This window comes from Arthrobacter sp. Y3221157, assembly GCF_059089865.1.
In genome coordinates, this window is sequence record NZ_JBNHFD010000064.1 from 1 (window position 1) to 21,524 (window position 21,524).

The 21,524-nt window shown below is 66.3% G+C and carries 24 protein-coding genes, 1 tRNA gene, 2 pseudogenes and 1 riboswitch; of the genes and pseudogenes, 11 read left to right on the forward strand and 16 right to left on the reverse strand.

Annotated features, from left to right (window positions below; all coding sequences use genetic code 11):
* Window positions 1-181 (forward strand): hypothetical protein (locus AC5RTT_RS14660; RefSeq protein WP_494145817.1); only part of this gene is annotated, 181 nt, incomplete at its 5' end.
* Window positions 182-288: 107 nt separating this feature from the next.
* Here AC5RTT_RS14660 and AC5RTT_RS14665 read toward each other — a convergent pair.
* On the reverse strand, window positions 289-603 hold the full coding sequence (locus AC5RTT_RS14665; protein WP_494145818.1) for a hypothetical protein: 315 nt from the start codon (window positions 601-603) through the stop codon (window positions 289-291).
* A 185-nt stretch (window positions 604-788) separates the two neighbouring features.
* Window positions 789-1,643, reverse strand: coding sequence for a LysR family transcriptional regulator (locus tag AC5RTT_RS14670; protein ID WP_494145819.1), 855 nt, complete (start codon window positions 1,641-1,643; stop codon window positions 789-791).
* A gap of 135 nt (window positions 1,644-1,778) precedes the next feature.
* Between AC5RTT_RS14670 and AC5RTT_RS14675 the strand changes: the two genes are divergently transcribed.
* Window positions 1,779-3,152: an MFS transporter gene (locus AC5RTT_RS14675; RefSeq protein ID WP_494145820.1), complete on the forward strand. Its 1,374-nt coding sequence runs from the start codon at window positions 1,779-1,781 to the stop codon at window positions 3,150-3,152.
* 69 nt (window positions 3,153-3,221) lie between these two features.
* Here AC5RTT_RS14675 and AC5RTT_RS14680 read toward each other — a convergent pair whose 3' ends face one another.
* The gene (locus AC5RTT_RS14680; RefSeq protein WP_494145821.1) at window positions 3,222-3,365 is read right to left on the reverse strand and encodes a hypothetical protein; all 144 of its coding nucleotides are present in this window, start codon (window positions 3,363-3,365) and stop codon (window positions 3,222-3,224) included.
* A 96-nt stretch (window positions 3,366-3,461) separates the two neighbouring features.
* A tRNA-Gly gene (locus AC5RTT_RS14685) sits at window positions 3,462-3,535 on the reverse strand.
* Between the two features lie 240 nt (window positions 3,536-3,775).
* Between AC5RTT_RS14685 and AC5RTT_RS14690 the strand changes: the two genes are divergently transcribed.
* Window positions 3,776-4,237: an SRPBCC family protein gene (locus tag AC5RTT_RS14690; protein ID WP_494145822.1), complete on the forward strand. Its 462-nt coding sequence runs from the start codon at window positions 3,776-3,778 to the stop codon at window positions 4,235-4,237.
* Window positions 4,238-4,265: 28 nt separating this feature from the next.
* Here AC5RTT_RS14690 and AC5RTT_RS14695 read toward each other — a convergent pair whose 3' ends face one another.
* Window positions 4,266-5,990 (reverse strand): CAP domain-containing protein, encoded by a 1,725-nt coding sequence (locus AC5RTT_RS14695; protein WP_494145823.1) that lies wholly within the window; start codon window positions 5,988-5,990, stop codon window positions 4,266-4,268.
* Between the two features lie 134 nt (window positions 5,991-6,124).
* Here AC5RTT_RS14695 and dcd point away from each other — a divergent pair, with 134 nt between their 5' ends.
* The gene (gene dcd / locus AC5RTT_RS14700) at window positions 6,125-6,700 is read left to right on the forward strand and encodes a dCTP deaminase (protein ID WP_494053031.1); all 576 of its coding nucleotides are present in this window, start codon (window positions 6,125-6,127) and stop codon (window positions 6,698-6,700) included.
* A gap of 12 nt (window positions 6,701-6,712) precedes the next feature.
* Here the strand turns inward: dcd and AC5RTT_RS14705 are convergent, their stop codons facing one another.
* The 3 genes from AC5RTT_RS14705 to AC5RTT_RS14715 form a co-directional block, all read right to left on the reverse strand.
* Window positions 6,713-7,894 (reverse strand): cation:proton antiporter, encoded by a 1,182-nt coding sequence (locus AC5RTT_RS14705; RefSeq protein WP_494145824.1) that lies wholly within the window; start codon window positions 7,892-7,894, stop codon window positions 6,713-6,715.
* A gap of 5 nt (window positions 7,895-7,899) precedes the next feature.
* The gene (locus AC5RTT_RS14710; RefSeq protein WP_494145825.1) at window positions 7,900-8,382 is read right to left on the reverse strand and encodes a cation:proton antiporter regulatory subunit; all 483 of its coding nucleotides are present in this window, start codon (window positions 8,380-8,382) and stop codon (window positions 7,900-7,902) included.
* A 112-nt stretch (window positions 8,383-8,494) separates the two neighbouring features.
* Window positions 8,495-9,898 carry an MFS transporter gene (locus AC5RTT_RS14715; RefSeq protein ID WP_494145826.1) on the reverse strand — a complete coding sequence of 468 codons (1,404 nt, stop codon included), beginning with the start codon at window positions 9,896-9,898 and terminating at the stop codon, window positions 8,495-8,497.
* A gap of 193 nt (window positions 9,899-10,091) precedes the next feature.
* On the opposite strand from AC5RTT_RS14715, the gene AC5RTT_RS14720 reads away from it, so the two are divergent.
* From AC5RTT_RS14720 to mnhG, 6 genes are read left to right on the forward strand one after another with little or no spacing between them, the layout of a single operon-like run.
* Window positions 10,092-13,106 carry a Na+/H+ antiporter subunit A gene (locus AC5RTT_RS14720; protein WP_494145827.1) on the forward strand — a complete coding sequence of 1,005 codons (3,015 nt, stop codon included), beginning with the start codon at window positions 10,092-10,094 and terminating at the stop codon, window positions 13,104-13,106.
* Complete coding sequence (locus AC5RTT_RS14725) at window positions 13,103-13,624, forward strand: Na(+)/H(+) antiporter subunit C (protein WP_494145828.1); 522 nt, start codon at window positions 13,103-13,105, stop codon at window positions 13,622-13,624. Before AC5RTT_RS14720 ends, AC5RTT_RS14725 begins: the two co-directional genes overlap by 4 nt.
* On the forward strand, window positions 13,621-15,294 hold the full coding sequence (locus tag AC5RTT_RS14730) for a Na+/H+ antiporter subunit D (RefSeq protein WP_494145829.1): 1,674 nt from the start codon (window positions 13,621-13,623) through the stop codon (window positions 15,292-15,294). The genes AC5RTT_RS14725 and AC5RTT_RS14730 overlap by 4 nt, the downstream gene beginning before the upstream one ends.
* Entirely contained in the window at window positions 15,291-15,836 is a 546-nt protein-coding gene (locus AC5RTT_RS14735) for a Na+/H+ antiporter subunit E (protein WP_494145830.1), read from the forward strand. The genes AC5RTT_RS14730 and AC5RTT_RS14735 overlap by 4 nt, the downstream gene beginning before the upstream one ends.
* Window positions 15,833-16,111: an MrpF/PhaF family protein gene (locus AC5RTT_RS14740; protein WP_494145831.1), complete on the forward strand. Its 279-nt coding sequence runs from the start codon at window positions 15,833-15,835 to the stop codon at window positions 16,109-16,111. The genes AC5RTT_RS14735 and AC5RTT_RS14740 overlap by 4 nt, the downstream gene beginning before the upstream one ends.
* Window positions 16,101-16,526, forward strand: a complete 426-nt coding sequence (mnhG, locus tag AC5RTT_RS14745; protein WP_494145832.1) for a monovalent cation/H(+) antiporter subunit G — start codon at window positions 16,101-16,103, stop codon at window positions 16,524-16,526. The genes AC5RTT_RS14740 and mnhG overlap by 11 nt, the downstream gene beginning before the upstream one ends.
* 9 nt (window positions 16,527-16,535) lie before the next feature.
* Here mnhG and AC5RTT_RS14750 read toward each other — a convergent pair whose 3' ends face one another.
* The 7 genes from AC5RTT_RS14750 to AC5RTT_RS14780 all read right to left on the reverse strand — a co-directional run bounded on the left by AC5RTT_RS14750 (window position 16,536) and on the right by AC5RTT_RS14780 (window position 20,573).
* Entirely contained in the window at window positions 16,536-16,799 is a 264-nt protein-coding gene (locus AC5RTT_RS14750) for a DUF4235 domain-containing protein (protein WP_494009867.1), read from the reverse strand.
* A 72-nt stretch (window positions 16,800-16,871) separates the two neighbouring features.
* Window positions 16,872-17,087 (reverse strand): CDGSH iron-sulfur domain-containing protein, encoded by a 216-nt coding sequence (locus tag AC5RTT_RS14755; protein WP_494145833.1) that lies wholly within the window; start codon window positions 17,085-17,087, stop codon window positions 16,872-16,874.
* Complete coding sequence (locus AC5RTT_RS14760) at window positions 17,084-18,154, reverse strand: glycosyltransferase family 2 protein (protein ID WP_494145834.1); 1,071 nt, start codon at window positions 18,152-18,154, stop codon at window positions 17,084-17,086. The genes AC5RTT_RS14755 and AC5RTT_RS14760 overlap by 4 nt, the downstream gene beginning before the upstream one ends.
* Window positions 18,151-19,200, reverse strand: a complete 1,050-nt coding sequence (locus tag AC5RTT_RS14765) for an iron-containing redox enzyme family protein (protein WP_494145835.1) — start codon at window positions 19,198-19,200, stop codon at window positions 18,151-18,153. The genes AC5RTT_RS14760 and AC5RTT_RS14765 overlap by 4 nt, the downstream gene beginning before the upstream one ends.
* Before the next feature lie 61 nt (window positions 19,201-19,261).
* Complete coding sequence (locus AC5RTT_RS14770; protein WP_494145836.1) at window positions 19,262-19,720, reverse strand: DUF4383 domain-containing protein; 459 nt, start codon at window positions 19,718-19,720, stop codon at window positions 19,262-19,264.
* Window positions 19,721-19,818: 98 nt separating this feature from the next.
* Window positions 19,819-20,025: a hypothetical protein gene (locus AC5RTT_RS14775; protein ID WP_494145837.1), complete on the reverse strand. Its 207-nt coding sequence runs from the start codon at window positions 20,023-20,025 to the stop codon at window positions 19,819-19,821.
* Entirely contained in the window at window positions 20,022-20,573 is a 552-nt protein-coding gene (locus AC5RTT_RS14780) for a heme-degrading domain-containing protein (protein ID WP_494145838.1), read from the reverse strand. Before AC5RTT_RS14780 ends, AC5RTT_RS14775 begins: the two co-directional genes overlap by 4 nt.
* Window positions 20,574-20,653: 80 nt before the next feature.
* A riboswitch (TPP riboswitch) is annotated at window positions 20,654-20,789 on the forward strand.
* 61 nt (window positions 20,790-20,850) lie between these two features.
* Here AC5RTT_RS14780 and AC5RTT_RS14785 point away from each other — a divergent pair.
* Window positions 20,851-21,429, forward strand: a pseudogene (locus tag AC5RTT_RS14785) (ECF transporter S component); the annotation flags it as partial.
* Here AC5RTT_RS14785 and AC5RTT_RS14790 read toward each other — a convergent pair.
* Window positions 21,425-21,524 (reverse strand): annotated as a pseudogene (locus AC5RTT_RS14790) (3-methyladenine DNA glycosylase); the annotation flags it as partial. The pseudogenes AC5RTT_RS14785 and AC5RTT_RS14790 sit on opposite strands and share 5 nt — an antisense overlap.

Consider the following 21,524-nt stretch of genomic DNA (forward strand, 5'->3'; position numbering starts at 1 on the left):
CGGCGGGGACGCATCCGCGCTCGCCGAGGCAACCGGCGGCAGGCCCGACCTGGCGGTGTACTCCCACCCGGTCACGGAGGCTGGCCGCGTGGAACTGCTGCCGTTCCTGCACGAGCAGGCCGTCAGCATCACGGCCCACCGCTTCGGCACCCCGAATCACCTCTCGGATGCCCTGATCTAACCAGGCGCAGGCCAACACAAGGCCGGGCGGCCACCTTCTCGGGTGGCCGCCCGGCCTTGTTTGCCGTCAGTGTCCGCGCTGGCTGCGCGGCAGGAGACCTGCGGGTGTCAGCCCAGGTACCACCCGGGCGGCGTCCATGTCACGGGAACGCTGTGTGCTGAGAAGTCCTCGCAGCGGGTGCAGGTGTAGGCCACTTCCCCAAGGGTGGCTACTGCGCCGTCACGCCGGTAGGTGGGCGGTATATAGGACTCGAGGTAGATGAATTCGTCGGTACGGCACTTGTCGCAGGTTGGCTTGCCTACGTAGCCGGAATCTGTGGTTGCTACTCCTGCGCCCAGGTTCGATTGGCGGGTTGCGGGCCGCGGAGAGGTGTGCGGGTGTGCATGGGCCGCAGTGAAATGGGTGTTCTTGGCTGTCTTCATTGGCTGCCTGTCCCGGGCGGGAGCTCTGTCGTGCAGGGCACGCCCGTGTGAGAGAACCGGCCAGCTGCTTGACCATGGGAGACCAGCATAGATTAGGTAACGTTCTGACATCAATGGAAAGCTTTCACGGGATGGCGCTTTGCTCCTACTTCTGCCGGAGGTAACGCCTGCCGAAGTTCCCGTTCCTAGGCCTGGCGGTTGATGGTCCTGCCCACAATGGACTGCGTGAGGGCATCGATGACCTCCGAGTTGGCCAGGGGATTGCGGATCAGGGTGAAGTCGACGTCCCCTACGGAGGGCAGGTCGAAGCGCCGCGTGATGATTTTCAGGTCTTCCGGGACCAGCGACGTCGGCATGACCGCGACGCCGATTCCAGCCCGGACGGCGGCCAGCACCCCGCTGATCTGACGGGTGGTGCAGGTGATGCGCCAGGTCCTGCCATGTGCCTCGAGGGCGTCAATGGCCAGTTTCCTGCTGAGGCTGGGCGAGGGGTAGGCAATCAGCGGGACCGGGGTGCCCGGCTCCAGGCTGGTCTGCTCCAGGCCCACCCAGGAGAACGAGTCATGCTGCACCACGGTGCCGTCTTTGGCTCCGGCCACCCACTTCACGAAAACGAGATCCAGCTGGCCGGCGTTGAGTTTGCGGTACAGCTGGTCGCTTTGGCCCACCGTCAGCTCAAGGTTGATTTGTGGATAGATCTGCCGGAACTCGCGGAGGATCCGGGGCAGGCCGGTGATGGCAAGATCGTCCGCGGTGCCGAACCGGAGGCGGCCACGCATTGCCGAGCCGGAGAAATAGCGGGCCGCGGCGTCATGGGCGGACAGGATGTTGCGCGCGAACCCTGCCATCGCATCCCCGTTGTCCGTAAGCCGGACATCGCGGGTGTCCCTGGTGATCAGTACCCGCTTGGCTGCCGTTTCCAGCTTCCGGACGTGCTGGCTGATGGTGGGCTGCGCCAGGCCCAAGCGCTCGGCAGCCTTGGTGAAGCTCAGCGTTTCGGCCACCGCCAGGAAGGAGCGCAGCTGGGTGGGGTCAAACAAGACGGACTCCTCTGAGGGTTTGGGATGGTATTACGGACCGCAATGGGACTTATAGGCACGATACATCTCCATAATCTTCGGGCCCAGCCTAGCGTTAAGGGCATCCCAGGCCGCCAGCAATGTGAGGACATACCTGTGGCACCCCCACCGCCGTCATCGGCAACCGTCACCCAGCCCGTCATCGACTCCGCAGGTTCTGCGCCCCACACCCAGCCGCTCCCGGTTGTGGCCGAGCACCTTCCGTGGCGGCACACGTTCATCTCCCTGAAAGTGCCCAACTTCCGGATTTTCGCCGCCGGCCACTTCATTGCCGTGATCGCACTCTGGATGCAGCGGATTGCCCAGGATTGGATGGTGCTGGAACTGTCCGGTTCAGTTACAGCTGTGGGCATCACGGTGGCACTGCAATTCCTGCCGTCCCTGCTGCTGGGACCCTGGGGTGGGATGGTGGCCGACCGGTTCGCCAAGCGGAAGATCCTGATTCTGTGCCAGGGCATGGCCGCGGTCCTGGCCGGGGCGTTGGCTGTCCTCGCCCTCACCGCAACCGTTGACGTGTGGCATGTCTACGTCATCGCACTGGTGCTGGGCCTGGTCACCGTCCTTGACCAGCCCGCCCGCCAAGTCTTCGTCCACGAGCTGGTGGGTCCGAAGTACCTGCGGAACGCCATCAGCGTGAATTCCACAACCTTCCAACTGGGTGGCCTGATCGGCCCCGCTTTGGCCGGACTGCTCCTGACCGCCGTCGGTGCAGGCTGGGCTTTCGCCGGTAACGCCTTCGCCTGCTGCTGCACTGTTGCCATGCTGCTGATCCTGCGTAAGGACCAGCTGTTCGTCAGCGCGCCGGCACCCAAGAGCAAGGGGATGCTTCGCGAAGGCCTGCGATACGCGCTCAGCAAGCCCACCATCTACTGGCCCTGGCTGATGGCAGGCTTCATAGCGGTGTTCGCCATGAGTTTGCCGGTGGTGCTTGCAGCGTTCGCCGACCAGGTCTTTGCGGTGGGTGCGGGCGGTTACGGGCTGCTCAACGCCCTGGTGGCTCTCGGTGCATTGGCCGGTGCGGTGGCTTCCACCCGCCGCCGACGGCTTCGGCTGCGGTCCGTGGTGTTCTGCGCCGGCATGTATGGAGCGATGCTTTGCCTTGCATCGCTGGCGCCGTCCATGGCCTGGTTCGGTGCGGCGATGGTCATGTCCGGATTCTGGTGCCTGATGTTCCTCACCGGCTCCAACCAGCTGGTCCAGGTCAGTTCGAACATGGGAATCCGGGGGCGGGTGATGAGCCTCTACATCATGGTGCTGATCGGCGGCCAGGCTTTGGGCGGACCCATGCTGGGCTGGATCGCCGAACACGCTGACCCGCACGTCGCGCTCCTGGTATCGGGCGGGGTTCCGGCGATCGCGGCGCTGACGGTGGCCGTCCTGCTGGCACGGAAAGCAGCGCTCACGCTTCGGGTGGACCTGAAGGACCGGCGCCGACCGCTGCAGATCGTGAACCGGGCAGCGGCAGCCTGAAGCAAACGCCAGCTATTTCTGGTCGCCGCTTCAAGCTGCCGGTCCAGCCCTCATCCGGCGGTTTCCCGGCTACTTCTTCTTGGCAGCGCTCTTGCCGGACGGAGTATCCAGGGAACTGGCCGGCGCGGAAGCGGCCCTCTTGTCTGCGCGTTTTTCCTTGATGGACTTGCCGGACTTTTTTGATGCCGTTTGACGCGGGGACTTATCAGCCATGATTGCTCCTGTAGCGGAACCGAAAGGTTCCTGACTACCGACCCTACACCGCGGCACCTAATACCCTCCGTGCGGCCTCGGCGATACTGCAGAAGATGGAGCGGCTGACGGGAATCGAACCCGCGTATCAAGCTTGGGAAGCTAGCGCTCTACCATTGAGCTACAGCCGCACTGCCCCCACTCGCGCGGGGCAGAACTTAGCTTAGCGCAGATGGAGCCACAAACCGCCCAACCCGGAGCGCTGTTGGCCGTGTCCCGTAAGCCGCGGCGTCATCCAGTAACTCTTCAATAACGTCGCAGGCCCTGGCTAGGTGCGGGTCCGGAGCGCTGGCTAACCTGAACCGGAAGGCTGCGGCGTCAGGGGGAGGCGGTCAGCACGGCAGGCCGACGTCAACCACGGGAAGATTTACATGGCATTCGCAGAACACGAGGTCCTCATCCGGCGTGACGCCATGGCTGTGTACCTGTACCTGCTCGACGCCACCAATCTTCCGCACTGGCGCGAGGGCGTCCGCAGCGTGAAGCTGCTGCAGGGCCCGGCCGAGGCCAAGGGCGCCGTCTACCGGCAGATGGTCGCGGGCCGGTCCGGGCTGAGCATTCCGGCTGACCTCGAAATCACCCAGGCCCGGCCGGGCGCTGAAATTGAGTTCCGCGTCCTGTCCGGCCCCGCAAACCGCAGCGGCGGCTACTACCTCAGCACGGAAGGGACGGGAACCCGGGTGCGGTTTGCGGTCGAAGCGCAGGCCGAGGGCCGGTTTCCGTTCCTTGACCGTCTGGGCCTGCTGAACAAGATGGTCCAGCGAAGTGTCCGGGCAGAAGTAGCCCAGCTGGAGCGGCTCAAGGACGTCCTGGAACTCCAGCCCGCCGTCTAGGCCCCGCCGGCCCTACCGCTGATCCTGCCTACTGGGCCAGCCGCTGGCCGGTCCAAGGCCCGGCAATGTTCGACGCCGAGGCAAGGCTTCCGCCGGTCAGGTCCCAGTACTGCACCACGTCGCCTGCTCGACGCAGAGCCACGCCCGCCGAGTTCAGCCCGGTCACGTCCCGCAGTGCTTTCACCCCCGTGGCGTCCTGCCAGCCGGTGGCAACTGTGGGCCGCGCTTCGGCGCGCAGCGCAGTGGTTCCCCAGCCGCGGTACAGCAGGACCGCTCCGTCGGTGCGGATGGCCAGCAGGTCCTGGAAGCCGTCGGCATCGTAATCGACCATGGCCAGCCTGCCGGCAGGAAGCCCGCTGGCCATAAGGGTCCGAGCGGCGAGGTCACCGGTTCCCTTGTTGGGATACAGGTAGAGGTTTCCGGCGGCATCCCGTGCCAGGATTTGGGGCATTCGGTTATTGGCGCACCAACCGCCCACGGCCAGGGTCAGGGTGTCCCACCCGCCGGAGCCGAGGGTGGCCGGCGCCTGGAACCCGCCGGTGGCATTGCCCCGGTGCAGGGTCAGGTTGCCGTTGGTCCATTGGGTGAGCAGGTCATAGGCGCCGTCGCGGTCCCAGTCCGTGACGAAGACTTCCTTGGCGCCGGAAAAGCCGGAGCCGATGACGTTTGCGGCAGCGTAGGTACGGGCACCCAGGGAGGAGCGGCGGAGGAGTTGCCCCGCGGAGTCGACTGTGACGAGGTCGCCGGGGCCCGTGATGGCAGCGGAGGACAGGTCCAGTGTTGGCGGCATGTGGCGGACCGTGGCATCACACGTGGTGGGAGCGGGAGGCGGCAGGGCCGCGCCGCCACCGCCACTGGTGGCACCGCCGGGCGAGTTGACGGTACCTGCCGGAAGGGTGGTGTAGCCGAAGAAGTTCACCACGCCCCAAATCTTGTAGGTGCGGTCGGTGTAGGAGATGCCGGCCCCCATCACGTTGAACCGGGGGTCGAGCAGCATCGCATTGTGGCCGGGTGAGCCCTTCCACCACTCCACCAGCAGTGCGGCATCGCGGTCCGTGCGGATAGCGATGACCTCACCGGCGCCATTGTTGGGATTCATGGCGCGGGGATCGGTCCAGAAGTTGGCACGGTGCTCAATGACCTCGCGTGAGGCAATGTTGTCCGACCATTCCTGGGCCAGTCCCGCCACTGTGGGGTGATACTTCACGGGCGCCAGGCCTTTGGACACCCGGTACTCGTTGATCCGGTTGAAGACCGTGAGGATCGCTGCTGAGTTGTCGTCCCGCACCAGGGCTTCAGGACGCGGCGCGGCAAGCATGGATTCGGGGGCGGGCAGTACCGGTGCGGGCTTCCCCAGTTCCTCATCCGGTGCCCACAGCGGCGGGATCCACGGAACTTCCGGGGCCGTCTCCGGCGTGCCGGTGGCAGTGGCCTGGGACGTCACGGGCTCCGGTGCCGGGACCGTCCCGAGTGTCACGGGGGCGGGGGCCTCCGGGGCAGGTGATGCGGTGGCCGGAGACGCCGGACGGATCACCGGTTCCACGGCAGGGGTGAGTGGGGATCCTGCTTGGGGGTCGCCAGCAGAGCCCGCGCCGCCGTCGTGCAGTGCAGGCTCCAGCAACACACTCCGCGGACCGGCCGCGACCGCCGAGTCGTTTGCCAGAAGCGGCGCGGAAAGGGTGCCCGCTGACGAGGAGACCAGCGCCAGGGCGCAGAGCACGCCAATGAAAGAGGGCGCTACCAATTTATTCACAACATCCCCAGCTCTGTTGGGCCATCCGGGAGACCATCCGGCGCCTGAGTACCTGAGGCAACATTAGCCCCATGAGGCCACAGCAACAACGGCGAAAATATTAGTGTGGATAAGCCATACGGTAATTTGGGACGGTGCTGATCTCTGACCGCGATATTCGTGCCGAAATTGACTCCCAGCGGATCGTGCTGGAACCCTACGACTCGGCGATGGTGCAGCCGTCGTCCGTGGATGTTCGGATCGATAAGTTCTTCCGGCTGTTCGACAACCACAAGTACGCGCACATCGACCCTGCACAGGAGCAGCCTGAGTTGACGCGGCTGGTGGAAGTCGAAGAGGACGAAGCCTTCATCCTGCACCCGGGCGAGTTCGTCCTGGGCTCCACCTACGAAACCGTCACGCTGCCGGACGATATTGCGGCCCGGCTGGAGGGCAAGTCCTCGCTGGGCCGGCTGGGCCTGCTGACGCACTCCACCGCCGGATTCATTGACCCCGGCTTCTCAGGACACGTCACCCTTGAGCTGTCCAACATGGCCACGCTGCCCATCAAGCTGTGGCCGGGAATGAAGATCGGGCAGCTGTGCTTTTTCCGGCTGACATCTTCCGCGGAGTACCCCTACGGACAGGGCGAGTACGGAAACCGCTACCAGGGCCAGCGAGGCCCCACCGCCAGCCGCAGCCACCTGAACTTCCACCGCACCACCATCTAGCGGGAAACGCACTTAGGCCTTCGCCGGAACGCCTTTTTGGCCGCCTGCTGTACCAACAAGCGGTTCCACATAGCGCGCAGCCAGCGGCCCCAGCACGGCCATGATCAGCACGTAGGCCGTGGCCAGGGCCGCAAGTTCAGTCGGTACCGCTCCCGAAGCCACCGCCAGGCCTGCGATCACGATCGAGAACTCGCCGCGGGCAATCAATGCTGCTCCGGCGCGGAAGCGGCCCCGCCGGGCAATGCCCGCACGCTTCGCGGCCCAGACGCCCGTGACCATCTTGGTGGCGGCGGTGATGACAGCCAGCACCAGGGCCCAGCCCAGCACGGGCGGGATGGAGGTCGGGTCCGTGTTGAGCCCGAACGCCACAAAGAAAATAGCTGCGAACAGGTCTCGTAGCGGTTCCAGGATGCGGGTGGCGTTATGGGCGGTGGCGCCGGAAATAGCAATGCCGAGCAGGAACGCTCCCACCGCGGCGGATACCTGCATGGCCGAAGCGACGCCGGCCACGAGCAGTGCTGCGCCAAGGAGGTTCAGGAGGAACACTTCCGAGTTCTCGCTGTGCACGGCCCTGGAGACGTGATGCCCGTGCCGCAGCGCAACCATGAGAACCACGCTCACAACTGCAAGTGCGATGCCCACACTGGTGAGCCCGCCGAGGAAACTGACCCCCGCCAGTATGGTGGTCAGCACAGGCAGGTAAACGGCCATGGCCAGGTCTTCGAACACCAGGATGGACAGCACGACGGGCGTTTCGCGGTTGCCCAGCCGGCCGAGATCGGTGATGACCTTGGCCGCGATTCCCGATGAAGAGATGTAGGTGACGCCGCCCAGCACCATGGCCCCCACTCCGCCCCAGCCCAGCAGGTAGGCCAGCGCGGCCCCGGGCAGGAAGTTCAGGACCAGATCGAGCACACCGCCCTGCCAGGAGCGGCGCAGGCCAGTGAAGAGCTCCGCCGCCGTATATTCCAATCCGAGCATGAGCAGCAGCAGGATTACGCCGATTTCGCTGCTGACATGCGCAAATTCGTGCATGCCTTCGAGCTTGACGATGCCGCCCGCGCCGAAGGCGAGCCCGCCCAGGAGGTACAGCGGGATGGGAGACATTCCGATCCGTCCGGCCAGCCTGGCCAACAGGCCGAGGCAGAACACAACGGCCCCCAGTTCGATGAGGGTCAGGGCCAGCGGGTCCACAGGACTCAGCCGTGGCGCAGGATATCGGCCGCTGTGTCGAGGCCTTCCTGGGTTCCGACTGCTATCAGCAGGTCTCCGGTGTGGAGGACGACGTCGGGTCCCGGCGAAGGGAGCACCTCACCTTCACGCATGATGGCGACGATGGAGACGCCGCAGCGCGTACGGATGCACGCCTTCCCCATGGGCTGGTTCTGGAACGGGGAGTCCGGAGCGATCGAGAACTGCCGGGTCACAATTCCGGGGACGTCCTTGTGCTCTTCGGTCAGCTTCATGGCCAAATGCTGCCCGCCCAGAAGATTGCCCAGGGTGGCGGCTTCATCACTGGTCAGCGGAATAGACGCCTGGCAGGTATCGGGATCGTCCCAGGTGGAGATGATCAGTTCCGTCTGACCCTCGCGCAGCTCCACCACGCCAACCCGGCGGCCGGAGGCTGTCATGAAATCCTTCCGCAGGCCCAGGCCCGGAAGGTTGGTCTCATCCACGTTCATGGTCCAAGCCTAGTCGCCGGGGGAGGCTCATGGGGTGCGGTCAGACCACCCGGAAGTCCTCCCAGGTTGTGAGCCTGCCGCACATGCCGTACCCCTCCGCGAAGATACGGGGTCAGGCGACCGGAACAACCGCGATGGGCGCTTTGTCCGGTGATTTCACCGGCAGCAGGACCAGCAGTCCGGCCAGGAGGACCACCATAATGCCCAGGATTCCCCAGCGCTGGGCCTCGCCGGCGGGAACCAGGGGTGTGGCAATGGCAATGCAGAGGGTGAACAGGGCTGGAGCCAGGAAGCTGACGGCGCGGCCGGTGGTGGCGTACAGGCCGAACAGCTCACCCGACTCGCCGTGCGGTGCCAGGCGCGCCAGGTATGCCCGCGATGAGGACTGCGCGGGGCCCACGAACAGGCAGAGGAAGAGGCCGAACACCCAGAACGTGGTGCTGCCGGCCCAGGGCATGCCAAAGAAGACGTACTCGCCGTTGCCAAGGACCAGGATCACGGTGCCCGCAGCCAGCAGGCCGAGCAGGGAACCGATGATGACGGCTTTCGGGCCCACCCGGTCATCCAGGAATCCGCCGATCACGGCCCCGACCGCCGCCACCACATTCCCGAAGATGGCGAAGAAGATGACTTGGGAGAGTTCGAAACCGAAGGTGCCCGCCGCGATGATCCCGCCGAACGTGAAGACGGCGGCAAGCCCGTCCCGGAACACCGCGCTGGCCAGCAGGAAGTAGATGGTGTGCGGGCTGGTGGCGTAGATGGCCTTGATCCGCCGGACCAGCAGCCCGTAGCTGGCCAGGAACCCGAGTTTGTTGGCCTCGCCTGTGCGGGGCAGTTCGGGGACGGCGAACAGCACGGGCAGGGCGAAAATGAAGAACCACAGGGCGGAGAAGACGGCCACCAGCCGGATATTCAGGCTGTCCTCGGTGGACGCGCCGAACCACTCGAAACTGGGCTGGACGAACAACTGCAGGACGGCCAGCAGCGCCACGATGCCGCCGAGGTAGCCCGCCCCCCAGCCAAGGCCGCTGACCCTGCCAATGTTCCGGGGCGTGGAAATCTGGGCGAGCATGGCGTTGTAGTTGACGCCGGCGAACTCGAAGAAGATGTTTCCCAGGGCGATCAGGGACACACCCAGGAGCAGGAATTCGGGCCGCGGAAACACGAAGAAACACAGGGCGGTCAGGACGGCGACGGCCGCGGTGTTCACGCCGAGCCACAGCTTCCGCCGGCCGCCGGCATCGGAACGCTGCCCGGTCACCGGGGCCAGCAGGGCGATGGCCAGACCCGCCACGGTAAGGGCGCCGCCTAAAACGGCGGACGCCTGGTCTTCCCCGCCAAACGCGCTGGAGGTCAGGTACACGGTAAAGACGAAGGTTGTCATCACGGCGTTGAAGGCCGCCGAGCCCCAGTCCCAGGAAGCCCAGGCCAGGATCCTGCCCTTGTTGGAGGCGTGCTGGCCGGATTCAAGGTCCGAGGCCGGCTGCATGGCCCCCGGAGCGCTGGCGCTGTTCATACGATGCATCGTATCCGCCGAGGGCGAACAGGACGCGGACCCTGCCCCGGAATGCCGCGGGAGGCGGCGGCCATGGTACCCGACGCGGGACGGCGGGCAAAAGAGGCTTGATAAACTGCCTGTTCCCGAACCTTACTTTTTGCCGCCTGCTTTAACTTTTGACAATCGAATTCATGACGTTGCGGAGAATCCAGTGATTGCAGTCCTTGCCGTGCACTTTTCGGTGGCTGTCCTGGCGCCGCTTCTCTTCCGGGCCTGGGGCCGCAACGCGTTCTACGCCCTGGCTGTTGTTCCCGCAGTTTCCTTCGCCTGGCTCCTTTTCCAGCACGCCCCCGTCTACTCGGCAGCCGGTGCCGTGGCAGAGGTCTTTCCGTGGATTCCCGGCCTGCACCTCGAATTTGCGTTCCGCATGGATGCCCTGGCCTGGGTGATGTCGCTGCTGGTGCTGGGCGTCGGTGCCCTGGTGCTCGCCTACTGCGGACGGTACTTCAAGCGGAAAGACCAGGATCTAGGAGCGTTCGGAGCCCAGCTCCTGGCCTTCGCCGGTGCCATGTTCGGCCTGGTGGTGGCGGATGACCTCCTGCTGCTGTTCATCTTCTGGGAGCTCACCACCATCCTGTCCTACCTCCTGATCGGGTTCGCCCGGACCAGGCTGGCAGCCCGCCGGTCCGCCCTGCAGGCCCTGATGGTCACCACGGCAGGCGGCCTGGCCATGCTGGTGGGCCTGATCATGCTGGGACAGGCGGCCGGCACGTACCGTATCTCCGCGATCCTGGACCAGGCTCCCGCCCTGGTGGACGGAGCGTCCAGCTCCTTGGTGAGCGCCGCCGTCGTGCTCATCCTGGTCGGTGCGATCACCAAGTCGGCGCTGGTGCCCTTCCACTTCTGGCTTCCCGGAGCCATGGCGGCCCCCACTCCCGTCAGCGCATACCTGCATGCCGCAGCGATGGTGAAAGCCGGCATCTACCTGGTGGCGCGGCTCGCGCCGGGCTTCGCCGAAACGGCGTACTGGCAGCCAGTGGTGCTGGGTCTGGGCCTGGCCACCATGCTGGTGGGCGGCTACCGCGCGCTCCGTCAGGCAGACATCAAGCTCATCCTCGCCTACGGGACCGTCAGCCAGTTGGGGTTCCTCACCATGGTGGTGGGGCTCGGCACCCCCGACGCCGCCCTGGCCGGCCTGGCTATGCTGCTGGCCCACGGCCTGTTCAAGGCCACCCTGTTCCTGGTGGTGGGCATCATCGACCACCAGTCCGGCACCCGCGACGTCGGGAAGCTTTCCGGCGTCTTCCGGTCGTCCCGCGCCCTGGGCATCGTGGCGGGCATCGGTGCCGGGTCGATGGCAGGCGTTCCACTGCTGGCCGGTTTTGTTGCGAAGGAATCGGCGCTGGAGGCCTTTGTGCACCATGCCGAAGACCCCGCCGCGGGACCGTGGGGAGCGGTGGTCCTTGCCGGGATCGTCCTGGGATCCATCCTCACGTTCGCTTACAGCGCACGCTTCATGTGGGGGGCGTTCGCAATGAAGCCGGGCGTGGAGCCCACCCCGTTCAAGGCCGTCCGGCCGTCCTTCCTTGCCGCGCCCGCCATCCTCAGCCTCCTCACTATTGTGTACGGGCTCTGGCCCGTCCCCGTGGACGCCTGGCTCCAGCCCTACGCCGCACTCTTCGCATCCACCGCGCCCGACTCCGGCACCCCGGCTGAGCAGGCTGGGCACCTGGCGCTGTGGCATGGCGTCACCCCCGCACTTGGCCTGACGGCGCTCACCTTCGCGCTGGGCGTGGCCATGTTCTTCGGCCGGAACGCCGTCGCGCGGCTGCAGTCCCGGGTACCGGCCTGGGTGGACGCCGACCGCGCATACCAGCTGACCATTGGCGCCCTCGACGACATCGCCGTCTGGGTCACCGGCCGCACCCAGCGCGGTTCGCTCTACTACTACCTGGCCGTCATCCTCAGTGTGGCGTTCGTGCTGCCACTGGCCGCCATACTCGCCGCCCGCAAACCGCTTCCCGAGGGCCTCTACCTCGTGGATCCCGGATCGCCGCTCCAACTGGTTGTGGGAGCCGGCATCGTGATCGGCGCCCTGGCCGCGGTCAAAGCGAACAAGCGCTTCCTGGCCGTCCTGATGGTGTCCGTCACCGGCTATGGCATTGCCCTGATGTTCGCCCTGCAGGGCGCTCCGGATTTGGCCCTCACCCAGATGCTGGTGGAAACCATCATCCTGGTGGCCTTCGTGCTGGCCATGCGTAGCCTGCCGGCCGAACTCCGTGACCGCACGGGCGGAAAGTACCGGGTGGTCCGCGTCCTCATCGGCCTGGGATTCGGCACCACCATGGTGTTCGCCGCCATCTTCGCCATGGGAGCTCGCATCGCCACCCCCGTCTCGTTGCAGTTCCCGCAACTGGCCTATGAGGGCGGCGGCGGGATGAACATTGTGAACGTCACGCTCGTTGACATCAGGGCGTGGGACACCTTCGGGGAGATCACCGTGCTGGCGCTCGCCGCCACCGGTGTGGCAAGCCTGATCTTCATCCGCGGCCGGGGCGACAGGATCCTCGCGTCCGCATCGGTGGCCGAAGGATCCGTCGGGCGCCACCATGGCGTCGACCCCGGGAGCCGTGACGGCGCCGCCCTGGCCATCAGCAGGAAATTCGCTTCCGCCACCCGGGACGCGTGGCTGGTGGCCGGGCGGACACTTGCGCCGGAGCGCCGGTCCATCATTTTCGAGGTGGTCACCCGCCTGGTCTTCCACTCCCTGGTGATCTTCTCGCTGTACCTGCTGCTGGCAGGCCACAACCTTCCTGGCGGCGGATTCGCGGGCGGCCTGACGGCCGGACTGGCCCTCACCATCCGCTACCTCGCAGGCGGCCGGTTCGAATTGCGGGAGGCAACCCCCGTCAGTGCAGGGGCACTTCTGGGCATCGGGCTGGCCGTTGCCGCGGCCTCGGGCGTGGTGCCGCTCCTGCTGGGCGGCCAGGTATTCCAGACTGCCATCATCCAGTTCTGGCTGCCCGTGTTCGGGGACATCAAGTTCGTCACCTCCACCATCTTCGATATCGGCGTCTACATCGTGGTGGTGGGGCTGGTGCTTGACGTCCTGCGCAGCCTCGGCGCCGAAATCGACGAGCACTTCGAGGAGCGTGCCGCCGCTCCCGCCGAGGACCAGGAGCCGGACGGCATCCCGGCGGAAACCACAGCGAAGGGCAAGGCATGAACGTCAACCTGACCCTGCTGCTCATCATGGGCGCCCTGTACGCCTGCGGAATCTACCTCATCCTCGAACGCAGCCTCACCCGCGTGCTGCTGGGGCTGATGCTGCTGGCCAATGCCACCAACCTGCTCCTCCTCGCCACCGGCGGATACGCCGGACTGGCTCCGCTTTACTCCAAGGACATCGCGGCCGAAGACTACAACGACCCCCTGCCGCAGGCGCTGATCCTGACCTCCATCGTCATCTCCTTCGCGGTGACCGCCTTCATGCTCGGCATCATCTACCGGACCTGGGTGCTTGCCCGGCGGGATGAGATCCAGGATGACGTGGAAGACCTCCGCGTCGCCGAAACCCCCAGCTTCGATGCCGAGGACGACGCCGAAATCCCGGCGGAGACCTCCGAGTTTCCGGTGGCAACCCTCGTGGCGGGTGGCCGCGAAATGCCCGCCGAGCTTGCCGCCGCGGAAGAAAAGCCCGGCTCCCCGAACTTCAGCCCCGGCCCGGAAGGAGGCGGAAAGTGAACATCGCAAGCTTCGCCCCGCTCGCCGTCGTACTTCCCATCCTGGGCGCTGCCCTGACCTTCATGCTGATCCGGCATTCCCGGGCTCAGCAGGCTGTCAGCATCGGCCTGCTGTCCCTGACCCTGCTGCTCGAATGCCTTCTGCTGGCCCACGTATGGGACAGCGGGACGGTTGCGGTGACCATCGGAGGCTGGCTGCCGCCCTGGGGCATTGTGATGGTGGTGGACCAGTTCTCGTCGCTGATGCTGGTGGTCTCGTCCGCGGTGAGCCTGGCGGTGCTGGTGTACGCCACCGGCCAGGGCATGGCCGACGGCGACCATGACGCGCCGGTCTCGATCTTCCACCCCACCTACCTGATCCTGGTGGCCGGGGTGTCCAACGCCTTCCTCTCCGGCGACCTCTTCAACCTGTACGTCGGCTTCGAGATCCTGCTGACCGCGAGTTACGTGCTGATGACGCTCGGCGGCACGGGCCCCCGGATCCGGGCAGGCGTCACCTACGTGGTGGTGTCAGTGGTGTCCTCGGTGCTGTTCCTGATCTCCATCGCCATGGTGTACGGGGCCACCGGAACCGTGACCATGGCGGACCTCGCGCTCAAGCTGGGTGAACTGGACCAGGGCACCAGGACCCTCCTGCACGTGATGCTGCTGGTGGCATTCGGCATCAAGGCGGCCGTTTTCCCGCTGTCCTTCTGGCTGCCCGACTCCTACCCCACGGCCCCGGCCCCCGTCACCGCCGTGTTCGCCGGCCTGCTGACCAAAGTGGGCGTCTACGCGATGGTCCGGACGGAGACTTTGTTGTTCCCCGGGGACTCGCTGAACACGCCGCTGATGGTGGTGGCGCTGCTGACCATGGTGGTGGGCATCCTGGGTGCCCTGGCGCAGAGCGACATCAAGCGTCTCCTCTCCTTCACCCTGGTCAGCCACATCGGCTACATGGTGTTCGGGCTGGCAGTGTCCTCGGTAGCGGGGCTTGGTGCGGCGGTCTTCTACGTTGCCCACCACATCACCATCCAGACCAGCCTGTTCCTGGTGACCGGACTTATCGAACGCCGCGGCGGGAGCTCATCCGTGGACCGCCTGGGCGGACTGGCCAAGCTGTCGCCGCTCCTGGCGCTGCTGTTCTTCATCCCCGCCATGAACCTTGCCGGCATCCCGCCGTTCTCCGGGTTCCTCGGCAAGGTGGGGCTTCTGCAGGCCGGCATCGAACTGGGAACGCCGCTCGCCTACGCGCTTGTGATCGGCGGCGTCCTCACCAGCCTGCTGACGCTCCTGGCGGTGGCTCGGGTCTGGAACCGCGCCTTCTGGCGCCGGCCCTCCGACGCCGAGCATCCAGATCCGGTGCTGCTGGCCGAGCCGGACGAAGACGCCCAAGCGGATGGGCAGGTCCAGGGGGAAGTACGCGAGGACGGCGGTGCCCGCCGGACCGGCATGCTGCTTACCTCCCGCACCCGTGCCGCCCGCTCCGCCACGCTGCTGCCGCGGACCATGGTGGGTTCCACGCTGGGGCTGGTGGCGTTGGGCGTGGCCCTTACTATTTTCGCCGGGCCGCTCTTTGGACTGTCCGACCGGGCCGCGGAGGACATGCTGGACCGGACCCCGTACATCCAGGCCGTCATGGGCGGGGACACCTTGGTGCCGCCCATCGCTACCGCGGGAGGAGGACAATGAGCCGCCAACGCATCTCGCTGCGCCAGGAGCTGCCGCTCCTGGTGTGGCTGGTGATCGTCTGGGGTGCCCTGTGGCAGGACTTCAGCCCCGGCAACCTGCTGTTCGGGGCGCTGCTGGCAGTCGCCGTCGCCCGGCTGTTCTACCTTCCGCCGGTGGAGCTCAGCGGCCGCTTCAACATCCTCTACGCCGTCCCGTTCGCCCTGATGTTCCTGGCCAAGGTTGTGGTGGCGAGTGCCCAGATCCTGCACCTGGCCATTGTGCGGGGACCCAAGGTGACAAACGCCGTCGTCGCGGTGACCCTGCGCAGCCACCAGGACCTGCTGGTCACCGCCACCGGGCATGTCATATCCCTGATCCCGGGCTCCCTGGTGGTGGAGGTGGACCGTTCCACGTCAACCCTCTACCTGCACGCCATCAACATCAGCGCCCCGGAGGACCTGGAAAACCTGCGCCAAGAAGTGAGGTCCATTGAGGCCGGACTGATCCGGATCATGGGCACGCGTGAAGAACTGGAAGCTGTCCGGATGGAGGCGGCCGCATGATGCAGGCAGTCCTGGCCGTCACGGCCGTCATCTTCTCCCTCGCCGCCGCCGGGGCCGTCATCCGCATAGCGCGCGGGCCTTCGCTGCTGGACCGCGTCCTCGCCACCGACGTGCTGCTTGCCATCCTGGCTGGGGCGTTGTGCGTTGATATGGCAGTGAACCGGCACCTGAACAACCTGATGCTGGTGGTGGCCACCTCCGTCATTGGCTTCATCGGGTCCGTGACGGTGGCCCGGTTCGTGGCAGACCGGAGGGAGCAACCGAATGAGCCCTGATACGTGGAACTTCGACCTTGCAAGCGGTGACGGCTGGGTTAACCTGCTGTCCGCCGTCTTCATGGTGGTGGGCGCCGTGATGTCCCTCGGCGCCGCCATTGGGCTGCTGCGCTTTCCGGACCTGCTGAGCCGCATGCATGCCGCCACCAAGCCGCAGGTGCTGGGACTCTTCCTGCTGCTGGCGTCCATCGGGCTGCAGCTGCGGACCTGGTGGGTGTGGCCGGTGCTGCTGGTGGCTTGGATCTTCCAGCTCCTCACGGTGCCCGTCTCGGCGCACATGGTGGGCCGCGCAGGCTACCGGACAAAGCACCTGCACCGCGAGCTGCTCACTTCGGACGAGCTGGAGGCCGTGGTGCAAAAAGCCGCCGCCAAGGCCGCCCGCGAGGACGGCTCCGGCGACGGCCCTGAGCGCTAGCCCCGGGGGCTAGACGACGTCCTGGCTCTTCGCGAACCGGGTGATGGCCCGCTGGGTGCCGCGGTTGGTCAGCACCTGGATCACGGCACTCACCGACGCGGACACGAGGGCGAATGTGAGCGCGGTGCGGAGGGTGGTGGGGACATCGTCCTTCTCGCCCTTGGGCGGTTTCCGGCCCGTGGCCTTTTCCCAGATCACGTCCACTGCCTTGGTTCCGGCGAATCCGGCCAGCAGGCTGATGCCCGTGCCCAGCAGCTTGATGAAGAAGTTCATTCGGTGCCTCCTAGCGTCGTGAAATCAGGACTTCCCCTAGCCTAACGTCCGGGACGCCCTGGCCAGGCCCGGTCAGGAGGCCGGCGGCTCGGTCCGGAACTTGATCATCTTGTGGGTGCCGTCGCAGTACGGCTTGATCGCCGAAGCCCCGCACCGGCACAGGGCCACCGTCTTCCGTTCTCGCGGGACCGGCTCCCCTGAGGGCGTGACGATCTCGAAATCCCCCCGGACGATGAGTGGCCCGTCCGGGCATACCACGATGGAGCTTTCGGGCTGGTCCTGGTTCATTGCTGCTCCTTCAGGGTTGGTGCCGTCGTTTGTTGCCGGAAGGCCTGCAGCTTCCCTTGATGCCGGCGCTGGAGATCGGCTTTCGAATGGGCGGCCGTGCGGATCCTGGCACCCGCATAGGGGACGCCTCCCATCAGCCGGAGCGCGAGGGCGCCCCAGATGCTAACGGCCCGCTCCATCGCCCACAGCGGCGCGAAGCACACCGCGGGCAAGGGAAACACGGCTGTACCGCCGTGGCGCCGGCGTCCGGTCTCGGCTGTGGTCACCGCCGCGGCCGCCAGTCCCGCAAACGCCGCGGTGCGTGCCCGCCGGGGGAGGGCGGCTGCCCCGATGATGGCCGGAAGCAGGGCGAGTTCCGCGGCCAGGCGCCGGGGCTGGGCAAAATCGTCGTAGGCCTGGCGGAGGCGCTGCTTGAGGAAGTGCCTGGCTTTGGGCGGCCTGCGGGCGATGTAAAGGCCCGGAACAATCCGCTCCCGTCCGCCGGCGGCCTCGACGGTTCGGATCAACTCCAGGTTTTCGAACAGGACGGGCTCATAGCCGTCCGTGGCCAGGAGGGCACTGCGGCGCAGCCCCAATGTGCCGGGAAAGTCCGCGGCCCATGCCCGGTTGATGAGTGACCGGGAAGTGTCCCACAAGGCGTGCCAGGGCAGCGGGTCAAAGTAGTTTTGCGGCCGCACCACGTCCGCCGACCCGAGGTGGTCAACGACGGCGGCGAGGGACCCTCGCGTGTAGCGGACGTCGTCGTCGGCCAGCACCAGCAGTTCCGCCCTGGCTTCGCGCACGCCTGTCACGACGCCCGCGACCTTCCCGTTGCCCTGCGGCGTGCCGCTGCCCGATTTCGTCCAGCCCGCAGGGCGGATGTGGCGCACCTGCGGCGGAAACTGCTCCCGGTGGCGCGCAAACAGGTCCGGGCCTGAGCCGTCCACCACCGTGACCGGGATCCAGGCCACCAGGCGCTGCAGGTAGTCCACCAGGTCGGCGAGTCCGGTGTCGTCTGTCCAGCGCAGGGGAAGGATGTACTCCGCGGGGAGCCGTGCGGCGGATTCTCCGCTGGCCGGGGAGGTCACGCTGCCGCCGGAACTGCCGCCCTGAGCGAGGAGCGGCCGCCTTCCCAGGAGTCAAGAAGGTGGGCGGACAGCCTGCTGTCGATGGCCATGGCTGCCGTTGCCCCAAACAGGACGTCGTCCAGCAGCTCCGGCTCGGCTTCCACCAGCCCGCCGGCTAGGTCGCGGCCCGCGATCTGCTCGTGGACAGCATCGGCTTCCACATGTTCGTCGAAGTAGTGGGTGACGCTGGCATCGAAGCCGTGCCGGCGGAAGCCGTTGCCGTAAAAGCGGTTGGGCTGCGAAGACGTCATCTCGTAGATGGCCAGGTGTCCGGTGATGGCGCCGCGGAGCCGCCGGTTCAGCCCGCACAGGGACATCAGGTTGACGGCCGCCAGGGAAACCGCCGGGACGGCGTCAACGTACGCTCCGTAGGAGTCGTCCATCCCCAGCCCCCGCATGGTGCGGGCGAACAGGGCACTGTGCATTCGGTCCGGGCGGCCGCCGCCGTACTCGTCGGCCTGGATTTCCACCAAGGCAGCCTTCGCCCGGCCGCTGAGGCGGGGGATCGCCCAAGTGTGCGGGTCTGCCTCCTTCAGCTGGTAAACGGACTTGTGGATCAGGAATTCCTTGAGCTGGTCCAGGCTGGCCTTCTTGGCCACATAGCGGGAGACGCTGGGGCCGGTGTCCCTGCCGGCAAGGCCGAACAGCACATCCGCCACCGCGTCGCTGGTGAGCTCCGCCGGAAGTTCCAGCTCTCCGGCAGCCTCCCCGGCCGCCGCCCGAAGGGCCGCTTCGAACGGCTTTTCCAGGATCTGTCGGACCTGGATCAGCCCGGCATCCCATTCCCAGTGGTCCGTGACGCCGTCCAGCCCGGAGTAGTGCAGCTCGTACAGGCAGAAAAGGGTCAGCTGGGCATCGTCGTCGCCGATGATGTCCACTGTGTCGGCCAGCCGGTTCGAGGCGAGCTCCCGCAGCCCGGCCAGTGATTCGGCGGAGCCCGCAGGCGCGCCTGCGAGGACGTTGAACAGCGTGCTGCTGATGGGGCCTCGGGGTTCCGGGATTCGCATGGGTTGCTCCTAAGTCTCGGGTTGTGACCGTGCCGTCTGCGCTGGCGGCCGGCGGGTGTGGTCAGGATTTCCGGCTGTCCGCCGGCGTGGTCCGCGGGGAGAGGAGGACCGCAAGCGTGATCATGGCCAGCCCCAAAATGAGGTGCAGCCAGTTGTCCGCGTAGTTTTCCGGGATGAAGTTCGCGGGGGTGTCGTCCCCGATGAGCAGTCCGTACAGCCAGAGGACCAGGTAGATGACGCCGCCGTATATGAGGAAGTTCCGGGCCTGCCGGTGGGTGCGTGCCATGAACACTCCGGCGGCGCCGAAGAGGAGGTGGACAAGATTGTGGAGGACGGACACTTGGAACGTACCCAGCAACAGGGCCTTTGAACCGGGGCCGGCGAAGTCCAGGGAGCCGTAGTTGCTGGTGATGCCCGGAACGAATCCAAGGATGCCGGCGAACAGGAAAATGCCGGCAACAGCCAGCGTGGACCACTGCAGCGCGGTTCGGACGCCGGGTGGGCGGGTGCTGACTGCCATGTCCTGGACTCCTCGTACGCGGTGGAAACAACATAGTAAGCATGATTACTAATAAAAGCTAAGCAGGCTTTGTTTCCCCGCCGGCAGCTGGAAACCCGTCAGGCCGGCCCGGTCCAAGTGTAGGGGTTCGGGTGGTGCCCGCCGCTGCGGCCCTGCTCATACCCCTGCTGCCAGGCCTTGCCGACGGCGGACACCAGCTCGGCCAGCAGGGGATAGTAGGGATGGTCCGGGCCGATGAAGATCATCTCGTCTTCGGCCTTGTCCACCGCCGCCCGGACGGGATTGTCAGCGGGAGTGCCGGTCATGGTGCCCCGTCAGCCCCGGTGGCCCGCAGCACCTCACGCATGGCCTCCACCACCAGGTCGTGGTCCTGCACCTGCGGCAGCCCGGACACGGTGACGGTGGCCACCGCCCCCACGCCCGTCACATAGACAGGAAAAGACCCGCCATGTGCCGCGTAGCGGGTCTGGTCGAACCAGCCCTCGTCCTCGATCCTGCCTCCGCGCAGCCGCCCGCGCAGCCCCACCAGCAGGGAAGGCAGTTCGTACCGTGCAGCTGTGCGTTGCTTCGCGCGGATCCAGTGTTCGTTGTCCGGCGTGGCGCCCGGCAATGCCACATGGAAGAGGACCTGTTCGCCCTTGGTGATGTCGATAGCGATGGGCAGGCCGCGCTCCTTGCCCAGCTCCACCAGGAGGAGGCCAAGGTTGAGGGCATCATCCATGGAGAAGCCCGGAAACTGGAGTTCATGGATTTCACCCTCGACGCGGCCGATGAGGACCTGCAGGGATCCCTCCGGCTGGGCGGAATCGGAGTCCGGATCGAACTCAGTCACATGCGGCGGATTGGCAGTCATGGCCCACAATCTACCCCTCTCCCGGTGTAAACTGGACCACGCCCAACAGGGCAATCCAATGCATTATTCAAGCAAGCAACACATAACGACAGGGGAGCGCCGCCGTCGGGCCCGTATGACCGGGAACCGCAGGTGGGCGCTGAGAGTGCGGACAGCCGCAGACCCTCGAACCTGATCCGGTTAGTACCGGCGCAAGGGAGTCGAGTTCTCGAAGTCCGGCAGCGGCGAAGTGCCGTCTGCCGTGCTTTCCCCTCCTGTTTCCCAGGAGGATTTTTTCATGAGCACTGCAGCAATCAAGAAGACCACCAGCAAGTCCTGGCGCGTCGTGGATATCGTGGTGGCGGCCCTGATCGCCATCGCCGGTGGCGTGATTTTCTGGGCCTGGTCCCAGGGCGCGGCCGCGGTATCCGGCCCGATGAACGCCGTATACCCGCCCCTCACCGGCCTGATCGCCGGCGGCTGGATGATCCCTGCGGTGCTGGGCATGCTGATCATCCGCAAGCCCGGCGCAGCGCTGTTCTGCGAGACCGTGGCAGCCACCGGTGAGCTCCTGATGGGCTCGCAGTACGGCGCGTCCGTGCTGTTCTCCGGCTTGGTCCAGGGCCTGGGCGCCGAAATTATCTTCGCGATCTTCGTTTACAAGAAGTTCAACCTGCCGGTGTCGCTGCTGGCCGGTGCTGCCGCGGGCCTGTTCTGCGGCCTGAACGATTCCTTCGCGCCGTGGGGCTGGAACATTGCGTACTCCGGCGGTGACAAGCTGGCCTACATCATCTTTACCGCGATTTCCGGAGCGGTCATCGCCGGTGCCCTGTCCTGGATCGCCACCCGCGGCCTGGCCAGGACCGGGGTCCTGACAGGTGGTAGTCGCCCACCGAGATGGAATCGGGGCATCCGTGGGTCCGCTGCACCACCTCGGCGGCAGTCCAGATGCCGATGCCCGGGATGGTCTGC